The sequence below is a fragment of the Pantoea sp. 18059 genome (assembly GCF_902706165.1).
Lineage (GTDB): Bacteria > Pseudomonadota > Gammaproteobacteria > Enterobacterales > Enterobacteriaceae > Pantoea > Pantoea agglomerans.
On sequence record NZ_CACSJS010000003.1, the window covers coordinates 401,032 to 424,548 of the forward strand.

A 23,517-nucleotide genomic window follows, 5' to 3' on the forward strand; every position below is an offset into this window, starting at 1 on the left:
TTGCGCCTTTATTTCATCGCTAAATGGCACGAGGTTTATATATGCTAAATAATGATAAGCAGGATAAAGCGTTAGCTTTATCTGAGCGCCCCTGGTATCAGCGTAGTGTGGCAGAGATATTCTCCGAACTGCAGAGCTCCTCAGCAGGATTATCCACCGCCACTGCGCAGGAACGCCTGCAGAAACACGGTCCCAATGCCCTTCCGCAAAAAGCTGAGAAATCGGCTCTGCTCAAATTCATCGCGCATTTTAAAGATGTGCTGATCTATATTCTGCTGGCCGCGGCGGTGATCACCGCGATAATGGGTCACTGGGTCGATACCTTTGTCATTATCGGCGTGGCCGTCATTAACGCCCTGATCGGCTTTATTCAGGAGAATAATGCCGAGAAGTCACTGAAAAGTATTCAGAACATGCTCGCCAGTGAAGCGATGCTGGTGCGAGATGGCAAACAGGTCACGGTCGCGACGCGCGATATTGTGGTTGGTGACGTGGTGATGTTACGCCCCGGCGACAAAATCCCGGCTGATTTGCGACTGTTTGAGGTCAATAATCTGCGGGTTGAAGAGGCGATTCTCACCGGGGAGTCGACGGTGGTGTCGAAGAACACCAATACGCTGAGCGGTGAAAAATCGCTGGGCGACCGTCTGAACCTGGCTTTTTCAGGCACTACCGTCAGCTCCGGCACCGCCGCAGGCGTGGTGATCGCCAGCGGCGGTGATACTGAGCTGGGCCATATCAACGAAATGATCAGCGGCATAAAAGAGGTTAAAACCCCGCTGCTGGTGCAGATCGACAAACTCGGTAAAGCGATCTTTTTCATCATCCTGCTGATGATGGTCGCCCTGTTTATCTTCGGCTATCTGCTGCGTGACATTCCACTGGGCGAGTTGTCGCTGTCCGTCATCAGCCTGGCGGTTGCTGCGGTTCCGGAAGGTCTGCCTGCCATTATCTCTATCATCCTGTCGCTGGGCGTGCAGTCGATGGCGCGGACCCAGGCGATTATCCGTAAGCTGCCGACTGTTGAAACCCTGGGCGCGATGTCGGTGATCTGCTCCGATAAAACCGGCACGCTCACCATGAATGAGATGACGGTGAAAGCGGTGGTGCTGGCGAAGAGCCGCTGGCGCGTCAGCGGAAACAGCTATGAACCCAAAGGGGAGATTGTTGCTGAGCAGGGCGACGCAAGTGGACTCTCTGCGGCACAGGATCCGCTGTTTCAGCAGTTCCTGCATGCGGTAGACACCTGTAATGAAAGCCAGCTGCGTCAGGAAAGTCAGGGACACTGGACGATTGTTGGCGGCCCGACTGAAGGCGCGCTGAAGGTGCTGGCGGCGAAGGGTCAGACGACACCTCAGCCGGTTGAGGTGGTGAGCAAGCTGCCGTTCGATTCCCTCTATAAATATATGTCGGTCAGCTGTGTTGCAAACGGCGAATCTTATGTGCTGCTGACCGGTGCGCCAGACGTGCTGCTGACGCTATGTCAGCAGCAGCAAACACCGGAGGGTGCAGAGCCGATAGACCGTGCGTACTGGGATGCCGCCATCACCACCTACGCCAGCGAAGGGCTGCGCACCGTTGCCGCCGCCTGGAAGAGAACCTCTGCACCCGTTACCGCGCTGGATCATGCCGATCTGAGAAGTGACATGGTGCTGCTGGGTCTGGCCTGTATGATGGATCCCCCACGTCCCGAGGCGATTGCCGCCATTGACGAGTGCCAGAAAGCGGGCATTCGCGTCAAAATGATCACCGGCGACCATCAGGAAACCGCTATGGCGATTGGTCAGATGCTGGGAATCGGCAACAGCCAGGCTGCTATCACTGGCTACCAGCTTGAACACATGAGTGACGCCGAACTGGCGGACGCGGCAACAACCTATGACATTTTTGCCCGCACCAGCCCGGAACACAAACTGCGTCTGGTGAAAGCGCTGGAAGCGAGCGGCGAGATCGTCGGCATGACCGGCGACGGCGTCAATGATGCTCCGGCGCTGAAACAGGCCAACGTCGGTATTGCGATGGGTATCAAAGGCACCGAGGTGACAAAAGAGGCGGCCGATATGATTCTGGCCGACGATAACTTTGCCACCATCGCTGCGGCAGTCAAAGAGGGACGTCGGGTTTACGACAACCTCAAGAAAACCATCCTGTTTATTATGCCCACCAACCTGGCACAGGGTCTGCTGATTATTATCGCGATTCTGATGGGCAATCTGCTGCCGTTAACCCCGGTACAGATTCTGTGGATGAACATGGCAACATCCGCCACGCTGTCGTTTGGTCTGGCGTTCGAGCCTGCTGAAGCCAATGCGATGCGCCGGCCACCGCGCAATGTTAAAGCGCACGTGATGGACGCTTACGCTATCTGGCGCGTGGTGTTTGTCGGTCTGCTGATTTCAATCAGTGCCTTTGTGCTGGAAGCCTGGCTGCAACCGCGTGGCTACAGTGCCGAGTTTATCCGTACCGTGCTGCTGCAGATGCTGGTGACTGCGCAGTGGGCCTACATGCTTAACTGCCGTAACTCTGATGGCTTCTCACTGGATCGCGGTCTGCTGAAAAATCGCGGTATCTGGCTGGTGACGCTGGTACTGATTGTCCTTCAGGCGATCATTATTTATGTGCCATTAATGAACACGCTGTTTGGTACCCGTCCACTGCCGATCAACTACTGGCTGATTTCGCTGATTGTCAGTATCGCGATCTTCATCATAGTTGAGATTGAAAAACGCCTCACCCGCGCATGGCGGGTGAAGACGCCATCACTGAGTTAATTCTGTCTCCGGGTCCTGCTGCGGATAGCTCGCCAGCAGGACCTTTTTAATCAGATAGGTCAGTGGAATAGCCAGTATCCCGCCCGTAATCCCCAGTAACGCCTGCCAGAACAGAAACGCCAGCAACTGCGTGGTCAGCGCCAGATTGAGTCGCTTCCCAATCAGCAATGGTTCGATCACCGAACTCAGGCAGAGGTTCAGCACCACAAAGAAACCTGCTACCGCCAGCGCGATCTGTAAATCAAACATGATGTAACTCTGGATCACCGGCGGAATCGCGGCCAGAAAGGAGCCAAGCACCGGCACGTAATTAAAGATGAACATCAGCACGCCCCAGAAAAAGGCAAACTTCAGCCCGATCAGATGCGCACCGACGCCCACGATTAACCCGCCCAGAATACTGGTCAGCGTTTTCACTCTGGCATACACAATCACGCTCTGAATTCCCTCCTGCAGCGCCAGATAAAAGGCCTGATGTTTTCCCTTTACCCGCTGTTGCATTGCAGCTTTCAGCAGCGGCATCTCATAGAGCATAAACAGCAGCATCAGGAACACCATGATCCACCATGAGATGACGCCAGGGATTTGCGTCAGAAATGCAGTGACGATGCGCACTATTGCCCCTGCATCCACAAAGGTCAGCAACTGGTCGGGCGTCATACCGATATCAAGCCGTGCAAAGGCCAGCGTCAGCTGTTCAAGCCGGGCCGCCAGCAGCACGGGCGCCTGGCGGCTGAGCTGCATTAAATCGGGCGTCAGCACGGTTAACTTGAGGATAGTGACCACCATGATCAACAGCATCAGCATAATCACCAGCAGTGACGAGACGATGCGCGGTATGCGTTTGTTTTCCAGCCGGGTAATCAGGGGATCAAGCATGATGGCCAGTAACATTGCCAGCAGAACCTGATTGATCAGCGGTGCTGCCAGATAAAGGCCGGTCAGAATAATGGTCAGACAGGCGAGGATAAACAGCGCGCGTGCCAGCGGCGGCCAGAGGGTAAACCAGCTCAGTCCCATGATTGGGCTCCTTCAGCAAAGATAAGCTGCAGTATAGATGAGGCTTAAGCTTCAGTGCCTTGCGTCAGGTCAGAGGGAGAAAGGCTTGTCTCAGGGCATAAGAGACGATCATCGGTGGCTTCCGGCCCTTGTTCAACGCACGAATGCGCGACCAAAAGCTATCCGGATAGTTTATGTACGATCCGGTTTCAGCCGACGATCAAACCGGAACGGAATGGCCTCAGCCTGTTGAACTATCCGGAAGAACTCGGGATGTTCAGGATTTAACAGATAGTTATATTCTACAGGGGAGAGGGCACTGGGAACACGCAACGCAACCGCATCGCAGGCAGAGCACCAGGCGTCTCCATAGTCAGCCAGTTCTGCCGGTGCGTCTTCATCGGCCCAGTTTGCAGGCAACTCAGTGATATCAGCGGTCTGAATCAGCACATCGGGAACATCGATGCGCAGAAGTGTGAAAGCATCCAGGATGTGTGCTGAGTGCAGATGGACCAGTGTTTCCAGCAAAGTCAGCGATGCTGTTTCAGAAACATAAACCATGGATATGCCGATGCTGTTCCAGCGGCCGCCCGCCTCTTTTGCGCCAAATCCCGTCCAGGCTGTCGAAAGATACTTTGTCTTGGTCAGCCTGTAGAGAATCAAGAGTAAACTCCGTGCTCCAGGCGCGTGATTAATTTCATGACCTCGTAAGCCCCGGTTTCAGACGCCATCAGTTCTGCGGGCATTTTCCAGCTCAGTGCCCTGTTAGGCTCATTCAACCATTTTTGCGCTTCATCCTTATCACCTTCGAACAGTTCAACTGCGCGATCAATGACACGGATAATACGTACCAGTCGTTCACTTTGTTCAGCGCTGAATTTCGCTTTCACGCTTCGGCTGAACGTCGTGGAGGGAATACCGGACATTTTGCGCAGGTCGTTTTGCGTAATCTTCGCCCAGTTGACGATCAGGTGAGCTACGTTGCCATCAAGGCCTTCATTAATCTGGCCCAGCAGGGCGACACCATCAGCGTTGTTCAGGCCTGCGGCCTGCCATAAGCGTGGCGGCCTGGTTTTGTTCGCAGAAAAGCTGAATGTTTTCATCTGTCACCTCCAATTGGTCATTTAACTATAACCATTTGGTGGGAGGGGCGCAAATTTCAGGATCTGATAAATCAGGAAAGCCGGTCACTCTGAACCTTTCAGGGTCATGTGTCAGATCAAGTCGCGACTCACACATATTCATAAGTTTCATTCATATCACGTTATTGATCTGAATAATGCGCAGATTGTCGATCTCATGAGCCAGATTTCTAAAAGAGAAAAATCTGCAATAGCGGGCAGACAAAGATCAGGATTAATCATCATTGATGAATAAAAGTAATAAGCCCTGGCTAATTACCCTACTTAATCCAATTAATCACTTTACGTTATGCTTTTCACACACAACGGCTGAAGGATAACGCCATGCCCACTGTAAAACTCAAAAATGGTAGAGAACATCAATATCCTCGTTTTTGGACGCAGTTCTGAGGATATGTTGCAAATTGCGGCGCTTGATTCCGCAACCAGCGCATTCTTCTCTCATCGCGATCCGGCGATGGTGGAGTGGCTGACTGGCCGCAAACCTGACGTTTAAAACGCAACAGGAGAGGCTTTCAATAATGCAAAAACGCTATCTCGGAAAATCAGGGCTTGAAGTGTCAGTACTGGGTTTGGGCTGTATGGGCCTGAGCCATGGCTATGGTCCGGCGACCGACACCCGTCAGGCTGTTGAGCTGATTCGCGCCGCGGTTGAACGTGGGGTGACATTTTTCGATACAGCCGAAGTTTATGGCCCGTATCTTAATGAAGACGTGGTGGGTGAAGCGTTACAACCCTTACGCGACCGGGTGGTTATCGCTACCAAATTTGGTTTTACCTTTGGTGAGGACAATAAACAGCAGATTTTAAACAGCCGCCCGGAACATATTCGCAAAGCGGTTGAAGGCTCGTTGCGTCGTCTGAAAACAGATGTGATTGATTTGCTGTATCAGCACCGCGTCGATCCGGAAGTCCCTATCGAAGATGTTGCGGGAACCGTGAAAGACCTGATTTCAGAAGGTAAGGTCAAACATTTCGGCCTTTCTGAAGCGGGTGCACAAACCATTCGTCGTGCACATACCGTACAACCTGTTACTGCACTGCAAAGCGAATACTCAATGTGGTGGCGCGAGCCCGAGCAGGAGATCCTGCCATTGCTGGAGGAGTTGGGGATTGGTTTTGTGCCATTCAGTCCATTAGGCAAAGGATTTCTGACGGGCGCGATTAAGTCAGGAACGACGTTTGGCAGGGACGATTTCCGTAGTAAGGTGCCGCGTTTTGCCGCTGAAGCAATTGAAGCCAACGAAAAGCTGGTCACATTACTGGGTGAACTGGCTGTCGGAAAAGGGGTTACGTCTGCACAAATAGCACTGGCATGGTTGCTGGCACAAAAATCGTGGATTGTTCCCATCCCCGGCACTACTAAACTGCACCGGCTGGATGAAAACCTGGGTGCTGCCGACATCACGCTTTCACAGGACGACGTGCGGCAGATAGAAGAGGCGCTTGAAACGATAGAAATCGTCGGCGAGCGTTACTCCCCTGAGCATCAGGCTCGTGTGGGCCGTTAAGATTCAGGCGGGTCTGCATCGAATTGCAGACCCGCTATTCCGGGTGCTGTTTACGGCTCGGATAACAGAGATAATAACCGGGAAATGCAGGGCACCAATCCTGCAGAATCTGAATTAGCTTTCCGGATTTTACATGCTCCCTGATCGTATCTTCAGGAACACAGGCAATACCAAAACCCGATAATACGGCATCGATTCTTTCTGACAGAAAATTAAACGTGACCTGTCCTTCAACTCTGACACGTAACGATTTTCCTTCCTTCACGAACTTCCAATGATAAAAGTTTTAATTTCGGCCATACGAGAGTTTGAGCTGCATGCTCCCCTGCGGATAAACGGATATTGCCAGAGAGCGTTCCATTGAGTTGAACCTGAAATTCATGCTCCTGCTCAAGATCGGCAATACGTGGCTCAGATAGGCCTGATTACATAACGCGAGATTAAAACGGCGTGCCTGACGTGCCGAACATGTCTGGGCCTATGCCTTTCACGCGCCGTCGAAACGGTGTTTTATCTGAGAAGGTCATGGTGAGGGGCAAGTTCCATTTCCAGGCGAGCCCCAGGCATAAGAAAGCCTTTATCTGGCGGACAAATCAGTCTATCATTTAAGGAAATGATCATTCTCTAATGGTGTTTGCGATGAACGATAACCGTTATAAAGAGCGGGGACGACCGCGGGCGTTTGATACCGATGCGGCACTGGACAGCGCAATGCTGGTATTCCGGCAAAAGGGCTATCACGCCACCTCGATCGGCGATTTGGGCCAGGCTATGCAGCTCACTACAGGCAGCATCTATAAAGCTTTTACCGACAAGCGCACGCTATTTGCAAACGTCTTTGCTCGCTATCTCTCAATGCGTAACAGCAGTTTAGCCGCGCGGCTGGCGCAATGTGAAAATGGCCGTGAGCAACTGGCGGCGCTACTCAATTTTTATGTGGATTCAGTGCGCGATGTAGAAGGTGAGCGCGGCTGTCTGGTGGCTGTCAGCGCCTTAGAGCTGCAAACTCTGGATGAGGAACTTGCCGGAGCCGTCAGCGCGGCGCTGATACGCAACCAGCAGAATCTGCAGCAGATAATCAGCCTGGGTCAGCAGGATGGTTCGGTCAATCCTGCACTGGACAGAGAGGCCACCGCTTCGCTGATGCTTTGCATCGTGCTGGGGATGCGGGTCGCCGGTAAAGTTGCTGCGACCCGGCCCGATGCCAGCATCATCCCCCTGGCGCTAAAGATACTCGACTAAATTTTTTACACATTAAGGAATCGATCGTTTCCTTATTATCCGGAGGTTTTATGCGCGTATATCCACTCTACCAGCACCACTTTATTAACATTGACTCGCAGCGGCTGCACTACCTCAGCGCAGGCAGTGAACACGCTGAGGCTGTGGTTCTGCTCGCGGGTTTCCCGCAAAGCAGTTATGCCTGGCGGGAGGTTATTCCCTTGCTTGCCAGCCGCTTTCAGGTGATCGCACCCGACCTGCCAGGGCAGGGTGATTCTGACTTTCCTGCCAGTGGTTACGACACTGACAGCGTGGCAGAGCGCATACTGGCGCTGCTGAACCAGCTGGGTATCGAACGCTTTCATCTGGCCGGACATGATATCGGGGCGTGGGTCGCCTGGTCACTGGCGGCAGGCCATCCCGAAAAGGTTAGCCGTCTCGCGCTGCTGGATGGCGGCATTCCCGGTATCACGCTGCCTGACTTACTGCCAATGGTGGGTGATAGCGCCTGGAAAACCTGGCATTTTGGATTTCACTGCGTGGATGATTTACCGGAAGCGCTGATCACTGGCAGAGAGGCGATCTATCTCGACTGGTTTTTTAACCGTAAGTCAGCCAATCCACATTGCATAGATGCGGCGGCCCGTCATGAATATCTGCGCGTTTTTCAGCAGCCCGGGGCCTTGCGGGCCGGACTGGCTTTTTACCGCGCTTTTGCACAGTCGGCAGAGCAGAATCGACAGCGCGCGTTAAAAGGCAAACTGGCTTTACCGCTGCTGGCTGTCAGTGCCGACCAGGGATCGATACCCGATATGGCCACCCCGCTGCGCACCGTAGCACATCAGGTAAGCAGTAAAACGGTTCTCAACTGCGGCCATTTTATTCCCGACGAACAACCCGAGAAATTAGCGGAAATACTGGCAGACTTCTTTATTCCCTCTCCGGATAAAAGCGAAATATCACCTCAGTGACAGTAGGGAAAGTAATGTCGTGTGGCGGATTATTAATATTATTGCTGATCCGCTGTTATCTCATACAGTTTTCCAATAAATAGCACTATCTTATTGATTTTTAAGTATGTAGAGCAGGCTGTTGCGCGTTGCTTTCTGTCGCGTGCTGTGAATAAATAAACGGTCATCAACGTCCGCCATCAGGATGAGATTAAAATAGCGGTCGGCAGCAGAGTGCCGATCGCATATTGCCGGGGCTGCTATGAATCAGGAAAAAGCACGACTGGCCGGGGAAATAAAAGCCAGAGTTAATGAACTTGAATCGCAGTTAGTGGCGATTCGACGTGATATCCATGCGCATCCGGAATTAGGCTTTGATACGCTGCGCACCGCCAGTCTGGTCACAGACTATCTGCAGGCGCTGGGACTTAATCCCCGCACCGGCGTTGGCCGCAGCGGTGTTGTGGTGGACATCGACGGTGCAGAGCCGGGTAAGACCCTGCTGTTGCGCGCCGACATGGACGCGTTGCCGATCCATGAGCAGACCGGTTTACCGTTTGCCAGCCGCTATCCCGGAAAAATGCACGCCTGTGGGCATGATATTCACACCGCAACGATGCTGGGTGTCGCAACGATCCTGCCGCACTATCGTCAGCAGCTCAAAGGCCGGGTCCGGCTGATATTCCAGCCCGCGGAAGAGACGCCAGAAAGTGGCGCTGAGGCGATGATTGCGGACGGTGCGGCAGATGGCATCGACTGGGCCGTGACCTTGCATAACAAGCCTGAACTGGCTGCGGGGGAAGTCGCCCTGACGCGCGGGGCCAGCACTGCCTCCAGCGATGAATTCGACGTTACGGTGCATGGCGTATCGACCCACGCGGCACGTCCTCACATGGGCACCGATCCGATCATTGCGACCGTGCATCTCATCAGCCAGCTACAGACCCTCATCTCGCGTGAACGCGATCCCGCTCACTCCGCCGTATTGACCATCGGGCACATTCAGGGTGGTACCACCCACAATATCATTCCCGATAGCTGCCTGTTTCAGGGCACCATCCGTACTAAGTCGCCGGAAGTACGCGCTGCTATGGAAACCTCGTTTAAACGGATGTGCGAAGGGGTGGCGCTGGCGCAAAACGTACGGGTGGAGGTTAACTTCCAGCGTGGCGTGCCGCCTCTGATGAATGACGATCGCCTGATCGATTCACTGGAACAGATTCTGTCGCATCAGTTTGATAAGCCTATCATCGCGCAGCCCAGCGCCAGCTTTGGAGCCGAAGATTTTTCACTGTTCACGGAACGGGTACCGGGCTGCCAGATTCATATTGGATCGGCCACGCCGGGCCGTGACGATCACCTGCATAACTCCGACTATCAGCCGGACGAACGCAGCATTACCGCCGGGACGCAGGCGCTGACCCGCCTTGCAATTGATTTACTCTCTTAATAATAAATAAATGAGGTTTATATGATGATGCGTAACCGCCTGTTCACGGCTTCTCTGACCGTGGCACTGCTCGCCACTTCCGCGTTCAGCCAGGCGAAAGATTTCGGCACCCTGAAGTTTGCGACTGAAGCGGCTTATCCTCCGTTCAACCAGACCACCCCGAGCGGCAAAATCGTCGGCTATGAGCCGGATATGGTGGCGGAGCTGGCTAAACGTGCTGGCTTTAAATATGAAATCATCGCCCAGAAATGGTCGGGCATGATCCCGGGTCTTATCGACGGTAAATATGATGCGGTGATCGATGCGGTGACCGTAACGCCAAAACGTGCTGAAGCGATCGATTTTACCCATCAGTACACCGTCAGTGTCTCCAGCTTTGTGACTGCGAAAAAAAGCCCGCTGGCCACGCTGCCAGGCAGCGGTACGATTGTGACGGCGGATGATGACGCCGGCATGAAAAAAGCGATCGACGATCTGAAAACCACCTTCAAAGGGAAAACCATCGCGGTGCAGGTCGCCACCATTCAGGCGGATTTCCTGCAGAAATACCTGGGCGATGTTGCCACTATCCGCACCTATCAGGCGGGTCCTGAAACCTTTGCCGACCTGATGAATGGCCGGGTGGATGCTGTCATGGCGTCTCGTACCAACCTCAACGCCTTTGTGAAAAAACATGCTGAGGCGATCAGCAGCAGCGGTTATGGCTTCTCCGGTGGCGTGCTGGGCGCAGGCTCGGCGATTGGTCTGCGTAAAGGCAACAGTGAGCTGCAGCAGGTGCTGAATCAGGCGCTGGACTCCATGATCAAAGATGGGACGCTGAGCAAACTGTCGATCAAATGGTTTGGCGAAGATGTCGCGCCTAAAGCGTAACCGCTGATGCTGATGAATATTGACTGGCAGATACTGGGCTTTGGGGATGAGGGCTGGGGTGGCGTGCTGCTTAATGCCGCCGCCGTCACCGTCAGCGTGTCGCTCTGCGCCTGGCTGCTGGGTGCGTTGCTGGGCAGCGTACTTTGCTGGATGCAGATTGCCGGTTCACGCTGGCAGCGGCGACTGGCCGCAGGCTATATCACACTGTTTCGCGGCGTGCCGGAACTGCTGGTGATCTACCTCTTCTACTTCGGTGGACGACAGGTGGTCTCCACCGTGGGCACCGCGCTGGGCTTCCAGGGACCCTTCGATGTGAACGGCTTTGTGGCGGGCGCGATTGCCATCGGGCTGATCTCCGGTGCCTATCAGAGCGGGGTATTCCGTGGCGCTTTCTACGCCATTCCCGGCGGAACGCTGGAAGCGGCGACCGTGACCGGCATGGGACGGCTGATGATGTTTCGCCGCATTATCGTGCCGCAGGCATTACGCACTGCGCTGCCCGGCATGGGCAACCAGTGGCAATCGGTGATCAAAGAGTCGGCGCTGGTCTCGGTAACCGGACTGGTGGAAACGATGAACCAGGTCTCCACCGCAGCCAACTCCACCCAGATGTCCTTTTTCTTCTACAGCGTGGGTGCGGTGATCTACCTGATTATCACCACCTGTTCCGATATGGTTTTCCGCTACGTGGAAAAGTTTGCGATGCGCGGTCAACAGCGCGTGAAGGGGTAAGGAGTCCACGTGGATATCATGTTTTTACAGCAGACGCTGCTGGCGCTGCTGAAAGGATTGCCGCTGACCATCAACTTGGCGCTGCTCTCACTCTTTGGCGGCGGCGTGCTGGCGCTGCTGCTTAACCTGCTGCGCATGACGCGTGTCGGCAGCGTTTTCTGTCGCTTCTACGTCTGGCTGTTTCGCGGTACGCCACTGCTGATCCAGATCTTTATGGTCTATTACGGCCTGGGCAGTTTACCGGCGGTGCGGGAAAGCTTGTTCTGGCCGCTGCTGCGCGATCCCTACTGGTGCGGCTTACTGGCGCTGATTCTCAATGATGCCGCCTATACCTCGGAGATCCTGCGCGGCGGGCTGCGTGCCGTCAGTCAGCAGTCGCTGGAAGCCGCTAAAGTCTCAGGCATGTCGTCGTATAAAATCTTTACCCGCATCACCTTACCGATTGCGATTCGACAGGCATTGCCGGCCTACAGCAATGAGATCATCTCGATGATCAAAGCAACGTCGCTGGTCAGCACTATCAGCCTGATGGAGATGACCGGCATTGCCGACTCGATAGTCTCTTCCACTTTCCGGGCGCTGGAGGTGTTCCTGAGCGCGGCGGTGATCTACCTGATACTCACCATGCTGGTCAGCAAAGGCGTATCGATGCTGGAACGACGCTTATCACCTTACTATTTTGGAGCACGCTCATGACCGCACCTACCATCATGCTGAGTCATCTCAGAAAGAGTTATGCGGGACACGAAGTGCTGCACGACATCAGCCTGACCGCGCAGGATGGCGATGTGATATCGCTGATTGGTGCCAGTGGGTCGGGCAAAAGTACGCTGTTACGCTGCATCCCGTTTCTTGAAGTACCACAGGCGGGTGAAATTGCGGTAGGCGAGGTGAACGTTACGCTGGATAACGCCGACGAAAAACTGAGCCGCGAGCAGCGCCGTCGCATCAAGTTGATGCGAATGCAGCTCGGCTTTGTATTTCAGAGCTTCAACCTGTGGCCGCATAAAACGGTGATGCAGAACATCATTGAAGCGCCGGTTCATGTGCAGAAGCGCAGCCATAAAGAGGCGATTGAAGAAGCAGAAGCGCTGCTCCATAAAGTGGGACTCTATGCAAAACGCGATGCCTGGCCGTCGCAGCTTTCCGGCGGACAGCAGCAGCGTGTGGCGATTGCACGGGCGCTGGCGCAGCAGCCGAAAGCGATACTGTTCGATGAGCCAACTTCCGCGCTGGATCCGGAGCTGGTGGGCGAAGTATTGCGGGTGATCCGCAGTCTGGCGGAAGAGGGACGTACCATGATTATCGTCACCCATGAAATGGGCTTTGCGCGCGACGTGTCGAACAAAGCGGTGTTTCTGCACCAGGGCATGATTGAGGAGTCAGGTTCGCCGGAACAGGTGTTCCTCGATCCGATCTCGCCACGCTGCCGCGCCTTTGTGAACAGCCACTTTGAGCGTAATGCAGGCTGAATTGGCATTCTGATAAGGCTGACGCGCGAAAATTTCATGTTTTGAGATAACAAAACCCCGGAAGATTATCCGGGGTTTTTTACAGCAGCCAGACCACGTTATCCAGAACGATCAGCGCGATCTTACGCCCGGTCCTGAGACGATGCAGCAGCAGCAGGGCGGCCCGCTTCAACCATTGCCTGCCATTGCTGATAGCTGGGGCGGCTCTGGATTTTTGCATACCACGCTTTCAGGGCGCGACACTCGTCAGGAACAGCAAGATTCACCAAAGCCGCGAAAATCATTCCGCCGGTTACGGCGATATCCGCCATCGAAAATGTATTGCCCGCGACATAAGGTTGTGAGCGTAAAACGCCGTCAAAGTAGTGCATCCCTCTGATGGCCTTTTCACGCATCTTCGCACCCCATTCCGGATTCTGAAAGAGCTCCACCTCCGGCCCCAGTCCTGCTGTGGCATGATGGAAATAGACGCTGACCGCATCAAGAAATTCGATCTCAGCCCGTTTGGTCATCATATGGATAACGCCTTTTTCTGCCGGCGTGACGCCAGTCAGAACCGGATTCTCATCCAGCACATCGAGATATTGCGTAATGGCGGTGCATTCAGCGATCAGCGTTCCGTCATTCAGCGCTAGAACCGGCAGTGTTCCTGAATAATTGATCGCTAAAAATTCAGGTTTTTTATGCTCACCTTTCCACAGGTTGACCGGAATAAATTCGACCTCAGAAAGTAATCCCTTTTCCGCCAGGGCAATCCTGACCCGTGCAGGATAAGGGCCATCATACCAGTCATAAATCTTCATCGCGGGGAGTGACGGAACTGCAGATGCATTGTGGATATCAGTCATGATTGAGTTACCTACCTGTCAATTGGTAGGTGGATTGTGATGCCGAACTTTTCTCCTGTCAATCCCTGTCTACCAGTTGGCAGGTAAATATTTTCCCCTTATAATGCGTCTCCACCTCCTGAAGGAAAACTGAGTTATGAGCCTGAACGCGCGTGAAGCCATTCTGGCCGCAGCAAAAAGTGCTGCCCAGAATCATGGCTATAACGGGATTAATTTTCGCAGCATCGCTGACGAGGTAGGCATCAAGAATGCCAGTATCTATTATCACTTCGCCAGTAAGGCCAATCTGGGGGCCGCGGTTGCCAACCGATACTGGCAGGATACGGCTGAGGATTTAAAGACTATACGCGAGCAAAGTGCCTCACCGGATGAGGCGTTGCAGCGCTATCCGCAGATTTTCCGCAAGTCGCTTGAAGATGCCAACCGGCTCTGTCTCTCCAGCTTTATGGCGGCGGAATATGAAGATCTGCCCGAGGAAGTGAAGCGTGAGGTTCAGTGTTTTGTCGATGCGAACGTCGAGTGGCTGACTGAGGTCCTTTGCGAAAAGTCGCCCGATAACCCGGAGAAAAATGCGCAGCGTGCGCTGGCAATCTACACCGCAGTTGCCGGCGCGCAGTTAATAGCCCGCACGCGCCAGGATATAACCATTTTTGATAACCTGATTGCGACCTATCAGGAGAGCGGCCTGATTCCGCTGTCACACTGAATTAAAACGGCACCGCGCCTGAAAGAGATGCAGGCGTCAGCACTCAGAGCTTCAGGGCTATCAGTGAAAGCAGCAGTGAGCATTCAGGGTTAAATCGCACTATGGCGCAAGCCGCCTGCCAGTTGTGTGAACACGTCGATCATCTTTGGCAGCGCCTTTTCCGGCTCGCTGCTGGAAGCGACCCACAGTGCGGCATTCAGCGCCGCGCTGTTCAGCAGATGAGCGGCGGCATCGGCGTCGACCGGCTTCATTATCCCGCTGTCGATAAGACGGGTAATCGTTTCACGCGTGGCTTCCAGGCAGCTGTTCTGGCTGGGCCATTGCGAGGGATCTCCCAGGAAAGCCGGGCCATCGCGCAGCACAATACGTTGTACTTCGTTATCCATTGCCATGCGGATGTAGGCGATGCCTTCAGCCACCAGCTTTTCCCACGCATCGCTCACCCCAGACGCTGCCGCTTTAGCCTGCTGGGCCATTTCGCCATCAACCTGTGCGACGACCGCCGCAAGCAGCCCCTTTTTGTCACCAAAATTGTGGTAGAGCGCCCCGCGAGTCAGACCTACGCTGGCCGTCAGTTCATCCATTGATGCGGCGGCAAAGCCTTTTTCGGCAAAGGCTGTGCGTGCTGCTGCAATCAGTTTTGCCCGGTTCTCTTCCATTGTTTCAGCGCGACGTTTAGCGGCCATACACTCTCCTTTCACATACGCGAGGTATATTAATTGACATACTCGGCGTATGTGTGATTAATGTGACATACGCCGCGTATATTAAATCAAACTCGTGTGCGCTGCATCCTGCAATCCGCTAAAGGCTATTGAGGAAATTCTATGATCACCCGCGAACCCATTTTTCCTGCTAATCGTCACGCTCTCTATGAGCAACATGGTTATTCAGCGGCTATCCGCTCAGGCGATCTGCTGTTTGTCTCTGGTCAGGTGGGCATCCGTGCCGACGGCACGCCGGAGCCCGATTTTGCTGCTCAGGTAGAACGGGCATTTGAGAATCTGGCAGCCACGCTCGCTGCGGCAGGGTGTACCTTTGACGATCTGATCGATGTCACCACATTTCACACCGATCCGGAGCATCAGTTCGAAACCATCATGCAGATAAAGCAGCGCGTTTTTCCGCAGCCTCCTTATCCTAACTGGACAGCGGTGGGTGTGACGTGGCTGGCGGGATTTGATTTTGAAATTAAGGTGATTGCGCGCATTCCCGATCAACGGGACCAACGGAGCCTGTCACAGAGTGCATAAAGCATGAGTGGCAATCTGCCTGTCAGGTACTTTACACCGGAGACGGGCGCTGCGATGACATGCCGGACGTTAAATAAGCTGGCATCACATACAGGGATGTCCCGCGCTGCATTTGCAAAACATTTTGGTCAGACGGTTGGAATTACTCCCATAGAATATCTGACGCAATGGAGGATGCTACTCGCCAGCGATCGTCTGCAAAATTCAGGCGAGACGATTTCAGGCATGTCTGCCGCGCTGGGATATGAGTCTGAGCGCCTTCAGAAAAGCATTTAAGCGTGTTACTGGCGCTCCACCAGGAAAGTAAATTCGTTCGAAAAAGTTTTGAAGGTTAATCGAAAACCCCATTAATTACGGCGGTCACGACAGCGGTGCTCAGGGCTATCAGCACAAGATTATCTCCGACGGCTCGCCATTCGTAACCAGGGTAATAGGGCAGCTCATTTAGCATTGATGCTGGCAAACTTTTTTTGGCGATACCCGGAGGCAAAGGTTTACCACGCGCAACTTTTTTAGCTATTCCTGGCGGCAAAGACTGATAGCCGACAAGGCCATAATTGACGGCAAGTTTACGTGCAAGAGAGTAGTTGATATCTGACTCGACGTGATCGGGCCGTCCAGCGTTCTTACGATTTCCATGTTTTTCTTTCGGACCCGCATTACCATGCCCCTTGTTTCCGTGCTCTCCGCTTTTGCCGTTATTACCCGGGTTTCCGCTATTACCATTACCCTGACCGCCACCACCGTTGCCGTTGCCCGGATTTGCGAAAACGGGCGCAGCAAGCACGGTACAAGATATCACCACCGCAAATGCGGCTTTTAAAGCGCGAGATTTGAGCATGTGATCTTTCCTTAATATTATTCAGTAATCTGAACCAGAAAATATAAAGCGATGTAAGGAGGTAACATGAGCTCAACCTCTTCACATTATTATGTCACCTGTTAGTTATTACCCAGCATTAAAAGGCCGACAACCACATAGCAACCTTAAGAATTATCTCAAAGTAATCAAACAAAAGCTGTACGGTGTTTTGATATTTCGTATAAATTTTATGCTGAAACCCTTGCTAACAATAGATAAATTTTCGGCTTTAAGCGAGGCGGAATACATTTTCGTTATTTTTATGCTGCTGCAATGCATTGTTTATACTTGCGATTACCTGACATGACTACAACGCTTAATAACTCTGCTACATAAGGTACCTTAAGCGAGACAGAAACCATGTCGACTCATGAGACGGAGCAGGTAATTTTGAGCAGAACTTTTCTGATATCGGTTTTCCCATAATATTCAGGATTACAAAATGAAAAATAATAAAAGCTATAAAGGATGGCTGGCTATATCAGCCGTCGTCGCTCTGTGCAGCACTGCCACCGTACAGGCTGAGACGCAGACAAGCGCCCCGCAGGGCGGGAATACACCGCAGACCGTAAAGAGTGACAAGCTCAGCCCTGGTGATGAAAAAGCACTGAAGGATATGGCGCAGGCCAATCTCAATGAAATTGCCGCCGCCAAAATTGCGCTGAACAAAACACAAAGCGCAGAAGTTAAAACCTTTGCACAGAAGATGGTCGAAGATCATGGCAGTGCCCTGACAAAAGTTCAGGCGGTTGCTAAGCAAAAAGAGGTGACATTACCGACTGCGCCAGACGCTAAACATAAGGCCATGGCCGACAAGCTGGAAAAGCAGAGCGGCGGTGCCTTTGACAAAATGTATATGGAAAATGCCGGAATAATGGATCATAAGATGGTGCTGTCGACGCTGAAGAGTGACGCGACGAAGATAAAGGATCCGGATGTGAAGGCGCTGGCCGACGCGCATACCCCTGTTGTAGAACAGCATCTGAAATCCGCCCAGCACATGGCGATGTAACCGGGCTGGCCGGTTCCGAATTATCCGCAAGCGCTGTTACGGGATCATCGGGACCAGCCAGAAACGACATAATCCACCATCGGCTGGAGTTTCTTTCTCGTTACGCCAGTCTTGGCCTGAACAGCCACGCCCTGCGCTCAGCCACATCGGTATAACTAGGTTGAAATGCGAGCTTCAGGCGCCATCAAGCCCCAGCGTTTCACGACGCAGGAAGGCCCATTCAATCAGAGCAGTCATTGATGGCCCAAGCGCTTTTCCCAGATCGGTAAGTGAGTACTCAACACGCGGAGGGACTTCGGGATAAACCGTGCGAGTCACGATGCCATCCTGTTCCAGTTGCTTAAGCTGCTGGATCAGCATTTTTTGATTTACGCCCTCAATCCGGCGCTCCAGCTCGGAAAAGCGCAGCGGGCCTTTAGCGGCGAAAAGCTGACAGATAATAATTGTCTTCCATTTACCTTCAATAATCTTCAGCGCTTCGGTGGTAGCCTTAGCCCACACCAGTCGCTGCTCCGGAATATCACAACGCCAGTCTCTTTCCATACTTACCTTCAGGTTAGTAACCCACTATTTTGTCGGTTCTTGTTGTTTATTCAGTGAATATATAGGGTATCTCACTTCAACACAGAATCAGGAGCGAAATATGAAAATCGGCGTAATTGGCACAGGTAATATCGGTGGCACCCTGGCACGGAAGCTCAGTGAAGCGGGGCACAAGGTAAAAATCGCTAATTCACGCGGAGTTGATGGCGTGCGTGTTTTTGCGGGTGAAATTAATGCAGAACCCACAGACATCAGGGGAGCGGTTACAGACGTCGAAGCCGTGATTCTCTCCATTCCGCTTCCGGCACTTAGCAGCCTGCCTGATGGGCTTTTCGATCACCTGCCACCCCATGTCCCGGTGATCGACACCAGCAATTACTATCCTGGCCTGCGTGACGCACCGATTACTGCACTGGATAATGGGCAGACTGAAAGCGAATGGGTTCAGGAGCAAATCGGACACCCTGTGGTTAAAGCTTTTAATAATATCCTTGCCGACTCGCTCGCCGATCTGGGCCAGCCGCAGGGAAGTCGGGGTCGTCTGGCGGTTGCCGTAGCGGGAGATCATCCTGAAGCAGTGCAGACGGCCATGTCACTGGTTAACGACACCGGTTTTGATCCTGTGTTCTCTGGGACTATCGCTGAATCATGGCGTCAGCAGCCCTGCACACCTTGTTACTGCTGTGACTGGGAAGCGCCCGTGATGCTGCGAGCTCTGGCGTTGGCCAGAAAGGGAGAAGGTCAGGCTCGGTTGCCACAGCTTTATGCCAGTTTCGCGACGCTGGGTGATGCACCCTCTCATCAGGATATTATTGAAAATAACCGTGCCATAAACTGGCCGGTTTAAATTTCCTGGGAAGAATAATCTGTCTGCGTTGATGATCTGGCTAAGGTGACTGAATATTTCACTGAGTTTTGCATTCCTTGCTGGACTTGTCACGATCACGATCACGATGCCGGTGAGGCTTGGCTCGGGTTCGCTTTAATCAATATCAGATAGCAGCCACACTGTGTCGTTCAGGTGAGAGAAATCTCTGAGCAAACCTGACTGTGATAATCGACGGCCAATGGTTTATCACCCGGCCCTTCTGATTATTCAGATATCGTCCTGTCAGATTAAAGCCCCGTTCCGGGGCTTTATCACTCTCATTTTTGACCCGACTTATTTCTGCATGACGCCACTATATCGTCAGAACTGACATATTCCCGGGTCTGAACACCTGTAATGCCCAGCATGGTTGAGAAAAGGTTGTCCTGAGAATATTTTTGCGTGGTGGCTTGCTGGCTCAGGCACTTGTAGTCCACGGCATAACGCTGCTGGTAATCGGGCGAAAGCCAGATAAGCAGCGGCACGCGAGTCTGGGCTTCAGGCGCGATAGCATAGGGCAGGCCATGCAGATAGACACCTTTCTCTCCCAGCGACTCACCATGATCGGAAAGATAAACCAGGCTTGTCGTAAACTCGTCCTGATGGGCTTTGAGTAATTCAATCGCTTTGTCGACGATATAGTCCGCATACAGGATGGTGTTGTCATAAGTATTAATCAGCTGGTCCTGAGAACACTCCTGAATCTGATTTGTTTCACAGGTGGGCGTGAATTTGCGGAACGCCGGGGGGTAACGATGGTTGTAGGTTGGCCCGTGGCTGCCTATTGTATGCAACACGATAAGACCATTCCCCTGAAGCTGTTTGATATACTCCTCCAGACCATGGAAAAGCACCTCATCATAGCACTCGCCTTTAATACACATTCCCGGAAGATTCAGGGCTGTCATATCCTGATTAGGGATCCTTTCGCAGGCCCCTTTGCATCCCGCATCGTTCTCATTCCATAAAACACTCAGCCCTGCACGCTGAATAATATCCAGTAGCCCCTCCTGATGACTGGCCAGGGCATCATCGTAGTGCTTGCGCGGCATGTTCGAAAACATGCAGGGAACGGAGACCGCCGTGGATGTGCCACAGGAGGAGACGTCAGGAAAATAGACGACGTCATCTTCCGCCAGCAGTGGATTGGTTGGCCGTGAATAACCTCCCAGAGAAAAATTGGCGGCGCGTGACGTTTCACCCACAACCAGAATCGTCAGGTTTTTTTTAGGGCCGTTCAGCATGTGGGGGAGTTGATGCGCATCTTCGCCTATTTTCACCAGGGGAAGATTCGCCCGCTCGCGGTGATTATAGTAAGAGAGCGAGGCGGCAATAAAATTAGACGGACTCAGGGATTTCACCAGCTCGTGATTATTACGAAACAGTGAGGCGTAATCCTTATAAAACAACATGGCTATCACGGCTATCAACACAACAGAAATCACCAGACTTAAAGCGCGCTCAAGCACTCCTTTCCACACCGGAACCGACTTTTTAAACGCGGGCCAGAAGGCAAGTACAGCCATAAAAATGCCGGTAAAAAATATTACCACTATCATCTTAGGCGTCAGCAGCGCCATGCTTTCTGCTGGCGTGGTATCCACCATGTTGGTGATCATTGAACGGTCAAGAATGATGCCATAGTGCTGAATAAAGTACTGAGCCGTGGCAGAGACAAAGATAAATAGTGCAATGGTTATCCTGTCCAGCCAGAGAAATGAGGCAATAGTCACCACAATATTGATGACGCTAAAAGCCACAAGGGGCATGGAGAACAAAAAAAGAATATTTTTAAGCTCATTTAGCGGTATAAGTGAATATGCCTGCCGGTAAAAGGCGAGATTGAGAAAAACCGAGATATAAATTGAGAATAATATAATAAACGTAACGCGGTGCATCACGGGCTGACTGATTGTGAATCGTGGCATAAAGGTATTCCGTAACCTTGAAAAAATTGAGCCAATACAGATTATTTCTGAATTGATTAGTGATAATTAATAAAATTCATGTGCTGTGAACCACAGGTAGAAGAAGCTAATGACTATGATCATAGAAATTACCACTGTAAAACATTCACTTGATGATAGTCTGAGCATGACAGGTGCCTGGGAAAGAAAGGGTTCATAATTGTGAATGTTAAGTAAAAATTAACCTTTTGCTACAGTTTGTGCGGTTAACTTTTCTATTATGTGGTCGGGTTCACACTTTTACGGTGAAGATGCTGAAAAGGATAAGATAGGGGCGTGAGATAATTGAGACGCCAGAGAGCAGCTGTCGCCGAAGATAAGAACAGGCACTCACAGAATAAATTGTGTCAGTACCTGTTGATACTGCTCAGTACAATCTATGAGCCGCTGAATTCCCCAACTGAAAGTGGTGCATCGTAATAGTTAGCATGCGCAGCATTGCTCTACAGGCTTGTCCTTAAGCCTGAGAGATCCAGATTACTCTCCGGCGAGTGCGGTAATAAAGTCACGATAGGTATGCAGTGGGCGGCCAGGCAGGGTGACCAGACGTTCCCGGTCGCCCTCCTGTGGAAGCATCCCATCACTGACGTAACGTTCAGCCATCAGCCGCATTTCATACGCCATCCAGCGCGGCATAAACTCCGCCATATTGGCTTCGAATGCATCCGGATTATCTCCACCATAAATTACCGGACGGCCCAGAATTTGTTGCCAAACTGCTGCTGCCTCTTCTCCGTTGAGCGTATCCGGCCCCACGAGATTGAGCGTTTCGACCGGTAATTCTTCGCTGGCCTGGTCGCGCCTTATCAGTTCAATTGCCGCCACTTCAGCAATATCCCGTGTATCGACCATTACAGTTACGGATTATCAGACCTCTTTACGGCCCAGATAACGCTCTTTCATCAGTGACAGTTTTATGCCGATATCCAGCGCCGGCGATGGCGGCATGAAACTGGCCTTGCCCAGCGACAGCATATCCGCGATATGCGGGTTGTCCTGTTTCATCATGTAATCAGCCAGCAGACTGCCCGCTACGGTCTGTTTTGAAACGCCTGCGCCGTTACAGCCACCCGCCGTACAGATAAATTTGTTCAGCATCCCCCATTCAGGCGCGCCGTTTCGCGTAACGCTGATGGTGCCGGACCAGGTGTGGGTTAGCTTTACGCTGCCGAGGGTCGGATAGACTTTATGAAATAAGCGCTGATGCAGCTGGGTTGCCTGCCAGGTCTCTGCGGCATTTACCTGACCGCTGAGTGCGGGTATCACGTGCTGGCGAATCAGGAAACGGCGGTCTGAGGTAAAACGGAAGGTTGCACCGGCAATCGCATTAACCGGCGTAAGCCCCCAGCTCTGCATGGGGGGCAGGGTAGCCAGTTGTTCATCGGTCAGCGGATCGGTAATGCTGGCGAAGGTCGCCATTGCTGCCTGACGCGAAAGTCCTGGCCGCAACTCTGGCGATAATGCGTTGGTGGCCAGCATCACCTTTGGCGTTTTGATGATGCCAAACGGTGTCAGCACTTCAGCCATGCTGCCGTAGCGAATCCCCAGCACTGGCGTATTATCGAAGCGTTGAATATTTTCAGGTAAATAGTGGTTTAGCCCGGAGATCAACTGCGCCGGATTAACCAGCACACAGCCAGGTGTGTATATCCCTTTGCTGTAAAAGCGCGTGCCGAGTTTAAGGTAAAGCTCCTCGCTGTCTGACATCTGCCATGGCTCATCCATTAAATCGAGCTGGCTGGCGTACTCTTTTAAAATACGATCACTGCCACGTTCAGCCTGGCAGTGATATTTACCGACCTGTTCCCAGTCGCAATGAAGATGATGCTGAGAAATAACCTGCTCCAGCTGACGAATGCCTTCCTGAAGCAGGTTACGGTAAGCGTTGGCCTTTTTTAATTCAGCGGTCGAACTGCCAATATTATGAGGCAGACCGATAACAAACCCGGAATTACGTGCCGATGCGCTTTCCCGTGTGCTGTGCGCGTCGACGATGATAATTTTCAGGCCAGGATTGATTTCAGCCAGGCGGCGCGCAAAGGCAATACCTGAAAATCCCGCGCCGACGATAACCCAGTCGGCAGTGATATCCTCTCGCAGCATGGGCTGCGGCGTAAAACAATGCTCACCCGCAGGCCAGCCCAGTTGATTGTGATTAAATGGTATCGATGCGTAGCGCAATTCCCTGTGCCCTTATATGAAAAATAAAGCAATTTTATAAGTTAAAGCGGGATATCTGTGCCAGCGGTAATCTGATTATTGTTGATTTCAGACAAGTAAAATTCAGGTGGATGATTTTTGAGTTAACAACCAAAGGTGGCACGAATTTTCGAAGAAGAG

24 protein-coding genes and 2 pseudogenes are annotated in these 23,517 nt (G+C 52.5%); 15 read left to right on the forward strand and 11 right to left on the reverse strand.

The annotated features are described in order from the left end of the window. The first annotated feature begins 41 nt into the window (after positions 1-41). Complete coding sequence (locus GVJ63_RS11350) at positions 42-2,771, forward strand: cation-transporting P-type ATPase (protein ID WP_159226874.1); 2,730 nt, start codon at positions 42-44, stop codon at positions 2,769-2,771. Here GVJ63_RS11350 and GVJ63_RS11355 read toward each other — a convergent pair. The 3 genes from GVJ63_RS11355 to GVJ63_RS11365 form a co-directional block, all read right to left on the reverse strand. Further along, complete coding sequence (locus tag GVJ63_RS11355) at positions 2,760-3,791, reverse strand: AI-2E family transporter (RefSeq protein WP_159226875.1); 1,032 nt, start codon at positions 3,789-3,791, stop codon at positions 2,760-2,762. The two genes, GVJ63_RS11350 and GVJ63_RS11355, sit on opposite strands and share 12 nt — an antisense overlap. A 171-nt stretch (positions 3,792-3,962) precedes the next feature. Beyond that, positions 3,963-4,433 carry an RES family NAD+ phosphorylase gene (locus tag GVJ63_RS11360; protein WP_022624588.1) on the reverse strand — a complete coding sequence of 157 codons (471 nt, stop codon included), beginning with the start codon at positions 4,431-4,433 and terminating at the stop codon, positions 3,963-3,965. Then, positions 4,430-4,873 carry an antitoxin Xre/MbcA/ParS toxin-binding domain-containing protein gene (locus GVJ63_RS11365; RefSeq protein ID WP_033760867.1) on the reverse strand — a complete coding sequence of 148 codons (444 nt, stop codon included), beginning with the start codon at positions 4,871-4,873 and terminating at the stop codon, positions 4,430-4,432. Before GVJ63_RS11365 ends, GVJ63_RS11360 begins: the two co-directional genes overlap by 4 nt. A gap of 382 nt (positions 4,874-5,255) precedes the next feature. Here GVJ63_RS11365 and GVJ63_RS11370 point away from each other — a divergent pair. Beyond that, positions 5,256-5,408: pseudogene (locus GVJ63_RS11370) on the forward strand (aldo/keto reductase); the annotation flags it as partial. Between the two features lie 25 nt (positions 5,409-5,433). After that, entirely contained in the window at positions 5,434-6,423 is a 990-nt protein-coding gene (locus tag GVJ63_RS11375; RefSeq protein ID WP_033768720.1) for an aldo/keto reductase, read from the forward strand. A gap of 34 nt (positions 6,424-6,457) precedes the next feature. On the opposite strand, the pseudogene GVJ63_RS11380 reads toward GVJ63_RS11375, so the two are convergent. Further along, positions 6,458-6,836: pseudogene (locus GVJ63_RS11380) on the reverse strand (LysR substrate-binding domain-containing protein); the annotation flags it as partial. A 214-nt stretch (positions 6,837-7,050) separates the two neighbouring features. Here GVJ63_RS11380 and GVJ63_RS11385 point away from each other — a divergent pair. The 7 genes from GVJ63_RS11385 (at position 7,051) to GVJ63_RS11415 (ending at position 13,118) form a co-directional block, all read left to right on the forward strand. Beyond that, positions 7,051-7,665, forward strand: a complete 615-nt coding sequence (locus tag GVJ63_RS11385; protein ID WP_045139957.1) for a TetR/AcrR family transcriptional regulator — start codon at positions 7,051-7,053, stop codon at positions 7,663-7,665. Between the two features lie 50 nt (positions 7,666-7,715). Further along, positions 7,716-8,615 (forward strand): alpha/beta fold hydrolase, encoded by a 900-nt coding sequence (locus GVJ63_RS11390; protein ID WP_159226876.1) that lies wholly within the window; start codon positions 7,716-7,718, stop codon positions 8,613-8,615. 241 nt (positions 8,616-8,856) lie between these two features. Further along, positions 8,857-10,044: a M20 family metallopeptidase gene (locus GVJ63_RS11395; protein WP_033760875.1), complete on the forward strand. Its 1,188-nt coding sequence runs from the start codon at positions 8,857-8,859 to the stop codon at positions 10,042-10,044. Positions 10,045-10,065: 21 nt separating this feature from the next. Next, on the forward strand, positions 10,066-10,914 hold the full coding sequence (locus GVJ63_RS11400) for a transporter substrate-binding domain-containing protein (protein ID WP_022624593.1): 849 nt from the start codon (positions 10,066-10,068) through the stop codon (positions 10,912-10,914). A gap of 6 nt (positions 10,915-10,920) precedes the next feature. After that, a complete protein-coding gene (locus GVJ63_RS11405) occupies positions 10,921-11,646 on the forward strand; it encodes an ABC transporter permease (protein ID WP_197746037.1) in 726 nt (241 codons plus the stop codon). Between the two features lie 9 nt (positions 11,647-11,655). Continuing rightward, entirely contained in the window at positions 11,656-12,342 is a 687-nt protein-coding gene (locus GVJ63_RS11410) for an ABC transporter permease (RefSeq protein ID WP_010246777.1), read from the forward strand. Further along, positions 12,339-13,118: an ABC transporter ATP-binding protein gene (locus GVJ63_RS11415; protein WP_010246775.1), complete on the forward strand. Its 780-nt coding sequence runs from the start codon at positions 12,339-12,341 to the stop codon at positions 13,116-13,118. Before GVJ63_RS11410 ends, GVJ63_RS11415 begins: the two co-directional genes overlap by 4 nt. A gap of 122 nt (positions 13,119-13,240) precedes the next feature. Here the strand turns inward: GVJ63_RS11415 and GVJ63_RS11420 are convergent, their stop codons facing one another. After that, entirely contained in the window at positions 13,241-13,966 is a 726-nt protein-coding gene (locus GVJ63_RS11420; RefSeq protein ID WP_158132408.1) for a glutathione S-transferase, read from the reverse strand. A gap of 136 nt (positions 13,967-14,102) precedes the next feature. Between GVJ63_RS11420 and GVJ63_RS11425 the strand changes: the two genes are divergently transcribed. Continuing rightward, positions 14,103-14,672, forward strand: coding sequence for a TetR/AcrR family transcriptional regulator (locus GVJ63_RS11425; protein WP_010246772.1), 570 nt, complete (start codon positions 14,103-14,105; stop codon positions 14,670-14,672). A gap of 89 nt (positions 14,673-14,761) precedes the next feature. On the opposite strand, the gene GVJ63_RS11430 is transcribed toward GVJ63_RS11425, so the two are convergent. Continuing rightward, positions 14,762-15,358 (reverse strand): TetR/AcrR family transcriptional regulator, encoded by a 597-nt coding sequence (locus GVJ63_RS11430; RefSeq protein ID WP_033779998.1) that lies wholly within the window; start codon positions 15,356-15,358, stop codon positions 14,762-14,764. A gap of 141 nt (positions 15,359-15,499) precedes the next feature. Here GVJ63_RS11430 and GVJ63_RS11435 point away from each other — a divergent pair, with 141 nt between their 5' ends. Both GVJ63_RS11435 and GVJ63_RS22365 read left to right on the forward strand, forming a co-directional pair. Then, positions 15,500-15,925, forward strand: coding sequence for a RidA family protein (locus GVJ63_RS11435; protein WP_159226877.1), 426 nt, complete (start codon positions 15,500-15,502; stop codon positions 15,923-15,925). A 96-nt stretch (positions 15,926-16,021) separates the two neighbouring features. Further along, positions 16,022-16,201 (forward strand): AraC family transcriptional regulator, encoded by a 180-nt coding sequence (locus GVJ63_RS22365; RefSeq protein ID WP_235038352.1) that lies wholly within the window; start codon positions 16,022-16,024, stop codon positions 16,199-16,201. A gap of 55 nt (positions 16,202-16,256) precedes the next feature. Here GVJ63_RS22365 and GVJ63_RS11445 read toward each other — a convergent pair whose 3' ends face one another. Then, on the reverse strand, positions 16,257-16,766 hold the full coding sequence (locus GVJ63_RS11445) for an anti-virulence regulator CigR family protein (protein WP_050679224.1): 510 nt from the start codon (positions 16,764-16,766) through the stop codon (positions 16,257-16,259). A gap of 463 nt (positions 16,767-17,229) precedes the next feature. On the opposite strand from GVJ63_RS11445, the gene GVJ63_RS11450 reads away from it, so the two are divergent. Next, positions 17,230-17,799, forward strand: a complete 570-nt coding sequence (locus tag GVJ63_RS11450) for a DUF4142 domain-containing protein (protein WP_033760900.1) — start codon at positions 17,230-17,232, stop codon at positions 17,797-17,799. Positions 17,800-17,973: 174 nt separating this feature from the next. On the opposite strand, the gene GVJ63_RS11455 is transcribed toward GVJ63_RS11450, so the two are convergent. Continuing rightward, positions 17,974-18,342, reverse strand: coding sequence for a helix-turn-helix domain-containing protein (locus GVJ63_RS11455; protein WP_033760901.1), 369 nt, complete (start codon positions 18,340-18,342; stop codon positions 17,974-17,976). 100 nt (positions 18,343-18,442) lie between these two features. Here GVJ63_RS11455 and GVJ63_RS11460 point away from each other — a divergent pair, with 100 nt between their 5' ends. Then, positions 18,443-19,189: an NADPH-dependent F420 reductase gene (locus GVJ63_RS11460; protein WP_050679221.1), complete on the forward strand. Its 747-nt coding sequence runs from the start codon at positions 18,443-18,445 to the stop codon at positions 19,187-19,189. Positions 19,190-19,488: 299 nt separating this feature from the next. Here the strand turns inward: GVJ63_RS11460 and eptA are convergent, their stop codons facing one another. The 3 genes from eptA to GVJ63_RS11475 all read right to left on the reverse strand — a co-directional run bounded on the left by eptA (position 19,489) and on the right by GVJ63_RS11475 (position 23,358). Continuing rightward, positions 19,489-21,138: a phosphoethanolamine transferase EptA gene (gene eptA, locus GVJ63_RS11465; RefSeq protein ID WP_159226878.1), complete on the reverse strand. Its 1,650-nt coding sequence runs from the start codon at positions 21,136-21,138 to the stop codon at positions 19,489-19,491. 516 nt (positions 21,139-21,654) lie between these two features. Further along, on the reverse strand, positions 21,655-22,029 hold the full coding sequence (locus GVJ63_RS11470; RefSeq protein WP_159226879.1) for an NmrA family transcriptional regulator: 375 nt from the start codon (positions 22,027-22,029) through the stop codon (positions 21,655-21,657). Between the two features lie 15 nt (positions 22,030-22,044). Next, entirely contained in the window at positions 22,045-23,358 is a 1,314-nt protein-coding gene (locus GVJ63_RS11475) for an FAD-binding oxidoreductase (RefSeq protein WP_200843119.1), read from the reverse strand. Positions 23,359-23,517 lie beyond the last annotated feature (159 nt).